Consider the following 4,916-nt stretch of genomic DNA (forward strand, 5'->3'; position numbering starts at 1 on the left):
TTTAATCCACTCCGAACGAACCTTGCCTTTTGAAAAGCGTGTTACTCGTTTTTCAGAACAAAGCTGTAAAAAGTATTCCTCATCGAAACAAGGATGCTTTGAGAAATGACAATAACCCGGTCCTGGCTCTTCTACCTTGAAACGGCGATAAATCAAATCCTTGCCTGCATCGACACCCACCGTAAACAATCGAACGTTGTACTTATTGTTTCGACTGCCACGGTTTACCAGCGGAATACCATCACCGCCCTTACCCTTGATCGCGTAAACGCGTTGGCCTTCTCGCGGCTTTACAAATTTATAAACGTGATCGGTGAATGCGCCTGAGTCGATAACCGTACAACCGATAGAAAGGATGGCACCGGTTGCGTGTCGAAAGGTTTGATTAATTTCCTTATCGAACTCGTCCCAAAGTTTTTGCGTCGTAGGATCGCCGCGTAATGTTTTAAAGTAAATGTCCCAGTTTTCCTCACCGGGGCCGAATGCTTTGACTTTGTATTCGATCCGATCTTGCTGAACATCGGCAGAGAGGACCAGCGCACAAGCACCTTCAGGGATCTCATGTTCAAAAGTTTCACGTCGATTCATCAACGTTTGATGATCGGTGGTTTCGCCTTCTTCTTCCCACGTTTCAGCAAGCGAGACATTGACGAAGGTTTGTAGATCACCGGTCGATTTTTTATCGAGAAACGATTGAACAATATCAGCCAATCGTCGGAACATACTGCACATTTCGGGCAGGTGATAACTTGCATGACCTTTGAACGGTTTTGCAGCGATCCATTCGCCATTGCGTATAGCGGCGTAACGTTCGGCATCGTTCCAACCCACGCCACAATGTTCGCAAACGTACACAGCCGTTTCGGGCAAGTGTTCGCCGCTCTCCTCTTTTTGCCAGTTCACTTGTGACCACTTGAGGTATTGCTTTTCATTGCAATGAGGACACTCGCAATGCCATCGGCGTTGATCACCGGAATCAAACGCGCTTTCGATAGCGCTATAACCTTTGAGCGTTGGCGTTGACGTTTCAAACAACAAACGATCATCACCGAAGGTTGCGGAACGTTGAAACAACAGGCCAATGGCGTTACCTTCTTCGGTGCGTTCGTAACCGTCGATTTCATCGGGAAAGATTTTCGGTGCGCTTCGACCACGCATGGTTTTGGGTGAACCGGCCCAGGCGAACATTAAAAAACCACCGGGGTATTGTTTCATGCGTTGGTTATTGACACCGTCGCGTCCACGAGCAGCAGCGATCTTGGTTTTTAAGCTTGGTGTGGTATCGACCATTGGATCAAACTTGGCGCTTAACCAAGTTTGCAAATCGCCCTGACTGGGCTGCATGTGCATGATCGATTGCGGGTTGTGATCGATGTAATACCCCATACCCATCAACTGTACTTGCGACTTACCCGTTTGCGCGCCCCACATTAAGGTAATGCGGATGCAGTCGGGATGCTCCATCATATCGAGCGGTTCAACTTGGTAAGGTGCGTTTCGGAAGCGAACAGGGCCAGGCGTTTTATTTCCGGTTGGGATCCGGCATTTTTTTTCAGCCCATTCCGAAGGCTTTAATTTTTCGGGCGGTTTTAAATGTTGAAGTGATCGTTTTAGTGTTAACTTTACACCATCAATATTCCTCAGACTCGCTTTCTGCGTCGTCACTGTCGTTGCCATCATATGTGTCTGCAATAACCTCTAATGCTTGATCAATTTCATCTTGAATGATTTCTTTAATGTCTCGCTCACGACTTAAACCAATAACGCCACGTGAAGCTCTATCCGCAACTTGCCTTAAGCGTGTCCTCAGTTCGATGAATAAGCTGCTCCACTGTTTCTCAAACTCCGCAAGCTCAGCCACGTCACCTCGTTTTTTTTGCACTTCGATTTCAACGATAGTGGTTTCCGCTTGCAGCTTTCTCAGTTGCAGCTCTTCTTTATCCGCTTTAGTGACATCACCGACAGCATTGAAAACGGCCTGATCTTTTTCCCAAGTGAGCACATCCACTGTTTCAAAAATCCACTCTTTACCTCGACTGCCTTTCGAAACAAAAGGCATTCCAGCTTTGACTTTAGCGTTGATCGTAGGCAGGGATACGCCCAGCAGATCCGCCAGATCACTGCGATTAACTTTCATGATGAGAAAACCTTTTGGTAAACAAAAAGAAAGGTGGTAAAAACCACGCACAAAGGAAACGCCGCGAGGCCACGCACCCCCAATGTCAAGCTTTAAAAGTACCTTTTTTTAAATTATTTTTGCGTACTTGAACTTGACAGTTCTAAAATTATTTAGACTTAACTCGGATTAATTTTTTGATCGCACGATTGAACTCAATTGACATTCGCTCTGCAGCTTTACTGCGCATGATCACGCGTATTTCTTCGTCATTAAATATCCTTCTTATTGAAGGCCCAGCCTTAGACTCAAGCTTATTATTCTTTCGAGATACTACAATCGGCCCATTACGACTATTTATGATAAAGGTGTGTTTATAAGCTTTCCGCTCACCCCATGCCTTAGCAACCACACCTTGCGCACGATATTGACCTTTACGCTTACCGGTTTTAATCCGCTTATTGAAATAACCTGGTCTGCGCTGACTCTTAGGAACAGAGGTAATCAAATTGTAGGCGCGCCCTGTTTTCGCATCCAGAATTGCCGCTTTATCAAAACGATTGGTTGGACGTTCAATCAATCGTTCTTTAACCGTTTTCTGAAGCATTCCAGATTCTTTCGCTATTGCCCTTTGAGCTGCAACACGCACACTGGAAAGCGTTTTGTTTTGAGCAATCTTTATCGCTTCGGGAATCGACAGCTTTTGCAACTGCGTTAAATCTTTTGCACAGTCTTTTAAATCGTGCTCTATGGAAAAGCTCACATTATTCAACCAGAATTTCAATCTTGTTTTTGGTGTTAGGACTCGTAATCACTTGCCCGTTTGGATGCTCAGGATCATAAGCTGTTAAGCGAAGATAATGCAGGCCCGGCGTAAAACCCGCACTACCTAAACGCAATTTAATAACTCCGTTTGCATCACCAGTAATTGCACCTGTTGAAATCTGTGTATCGAGCGTGATGTTGTTTGCTTCGCATGTCCAACGCGTAACACTTGACCAATCAACAGGTATTCCATTATTGGTTACCAGAATTTCAATTTCGTTATCGCGCCCGTTGAATACTCGTTCTAATAAGTTAGGCATCGCTGAGCACTAAATCAGAATCGGTCAGTGTGTAAGTCCCATCAGAACCGAAAGTTTCAGGCGTTGCCAATTGGCGAGAACCACGAAACGTTGTATTCGCCCAAAACGAAACCCACGCAACAGTAGCACCACCAGGAACGTTAAACGCGGGTTGATTGCTGGAATCTCTTGCACCATTTGTTGCGGCTGAAAAAGTAATGGTTTGACGTGTGTAGCTACCACCAGAAATTTCGTTGTCCGTTCCAACAGCGCCTGGGTCGCCCGAATGTAATGCAACGGAATTAATATCAAGTGCATCCAACATTAAATTTTTTGCAGAAGTGGATAATGGCATTTTCAAATCCTAAAGTTTTACCAAAGTGAATTCATCAGACAGCGACTGAAAGCTAAAGCCGCTCAATCCAAACAGTGTTAAATCATCGCTATCCAATGTGGGTAACGTCTTTGCGTTTTCAACAAGAAGCCATTGAATGGTTGCTGAAAGTGTTGCTGTGCCAATGGAAGATTTAGTTCCCAACGTTGTAACCGACGCAGCACTCAATAAGTCTACATTCACATTACTTGGCTTTTCTCCAACAAGACTGATCGAAGCCTTAACAGAAATGCTTTCGTTGCTATAGACGTGTTTTTCGCCCAATACGGTGCCGGATGTTGGAACGCTCAGCTCAAGAGTGTGCGCGATGTGTTTTTGACTTAACGCACTGACATTGACGACCGCTTGAGCTGTGGCTGACGAAGTAGCCGCCTTGCGTCCAACTCCGGAAACCGATGAAGCGATAGAAAGTGTTGCAAAATCATCTGACTGTTTTTGACCGGTTGCAGTAACGTCACTCGTCGCGGATAGATTGGCAGTACCACTGACCTCCGTTGAAGCACCGTCAGCTTGACGCACTTCTAGGCCGCAATAAATCCCCGTGTTGTATTTAAAGGGAATGGCATACTCAAACGATGTCACACCGGGTGACGTGTAACGAGAATACAAATTCGCTTTGTAATTCACCGGATTTGGATTGAGTATTTCTGTTGCAGGTGTCACTGTTGAACATTCACCGCCCTCAATGCCAATCACAAAAAGAGTTTCGTTGGCAGTATTCGCTAAGTCAGCCAATGCAATGAATTCACTGCGCGGCTCAGGGTTGGAACCACTGCCGGAGTGCACTCCAAAAATGATTTGCTCAAAAGGATGGTTAGCATCTGCGCCTGTAACACGAAACAACTGACCACCCGCTTTGGGTGAAGCGCCGCCAAAGGTGACCGTAACCTCTTCCGACGTTAAATCATTCGGAGCCACCGCATACCAAAAAAAACAACCGTGTTGATTTCCGATTTCAACAAAACTTAAATTTGAGCTGGTACAGGTGGCCGAACCACCGTTGTCCATTTTCGTTGCGGCAACAACGACATCGCCCTTGGTTAAATTCACCGCATCAAATGAGCGCGAAGTGGCATACTGCGAAAACCACGACTGAATGGGTGTGATGTTTGCCATCGATTAACGCTCTTGTTGTTCGCGCCAATGCGCTAACGCTTTAACTTGTGCGGAACAAATCGCGTGTGCTTTTTCAAGTGCGACAGCGTAATCCACCAAGTCGCGATTGCGTCGTCCGTCAAAGCGAACCGTTTCACAATTTTGGATCAATGCTTTCGGTGGCAGGACCATCACGCGCTTGGTGACTGTGATCGTTTTCGGCGTGAATGAGCAGCCGCCTAACATC

At 45.9% G+C, this 4,916-nt stretch carries 7 protein-coding genes; all 7 read right to left on the reverse strand.

The genetic code is table 11. The annotated features are described in order from the left end of the window. On the reverse strand, nt 1-1,680 hold a 1,680-nt coding region (locus ACTUJY_RS20815), incomplete at its 3' end, for a phage terminase large subunit family protein (RefSeq protein WP_463618060.1). After that, nucleotides 1,631-2,137 (reverse strand): terminase small subunit, encoded by a 507-nt coding sequence (locus ACTUJY_RS20820; protein WP_463618061.1) that lies wholly within the window; start codon nt 2,135-2,137, stop codon nt 1,631-1,633. The genes ACTUJY_RS20820 and ACTUJY_RS20815, both read right to left, overlap by 50 nt. 148 nt (nt 2,138-2,285) lie before the next feature. Next, nucleotides 2,286-2,879: a phage tail protein gene (locus tag ACTUJY_RS20825; RefSeq protein ID WP_463618062.1), complete on the reverse strand. Its 594-nt coding sequence runs from the start codon at nt 2,877-2,879 to the stop codon at nt 2,286-2,288. Nucleotide 2,880: 1 nt separating this feature from the next. Beyond that, nucleotides 2,881-3,201 carry a hypothetical protein gene (locus ACTUJY_RS20830; RefSeq protein WP_463618063.1) on the reverse strand — a complete coding sequence of 107 codons (321 nt, stop codon included), beginning with the start codon at nt 3,199-3,201 and terminating at the stop codon, nt 2,881-2,883. Beyond that, complete coding sequence (locus ACTUJY_RS20835; RefSeq protein ID WP_463618064.1) at nt 3,194-3,535, reverse strand: phage tail fiber protein; 342 nt, start codon at nt 3,533-3,535, stop codon at nt 3,194-3,196. Before ACTUJY_RS20835 ends, ACTUJY_RS20830 begins: the two co-directional genes overlap by 8 nt. Before the next feature lie 9 nt (nt 3,536-3,544). After that, nucleotides 3,545-4,690 carry a hypothetical protein gene (locus tag ACTUJY_RS20840; RefSeq protein ID WP_463618065.1) on the reverse strand — a complete coding sequence of 382 codons (1,146 nt, stop codon included), beginning with the start codon at nt 4,688-4,690 and terminating at the stop codon, nt 3,545-3,547. 3 nt (nt 4,691-4,693) lie between these two features. After that, nucleotides 4,694-4,916, reverse strand: a 223-nt coding sequence (gene lysC, locus ACTUJY_RS20845) for an Rz1-like lysis system protein LysC (RefSeq protein ID WP_463617983.1), incomplete at its 5' end; no start/stop codon positions are given.

The organism is Pleionea sp. WD8-19, from assembly GCF_055326765.1.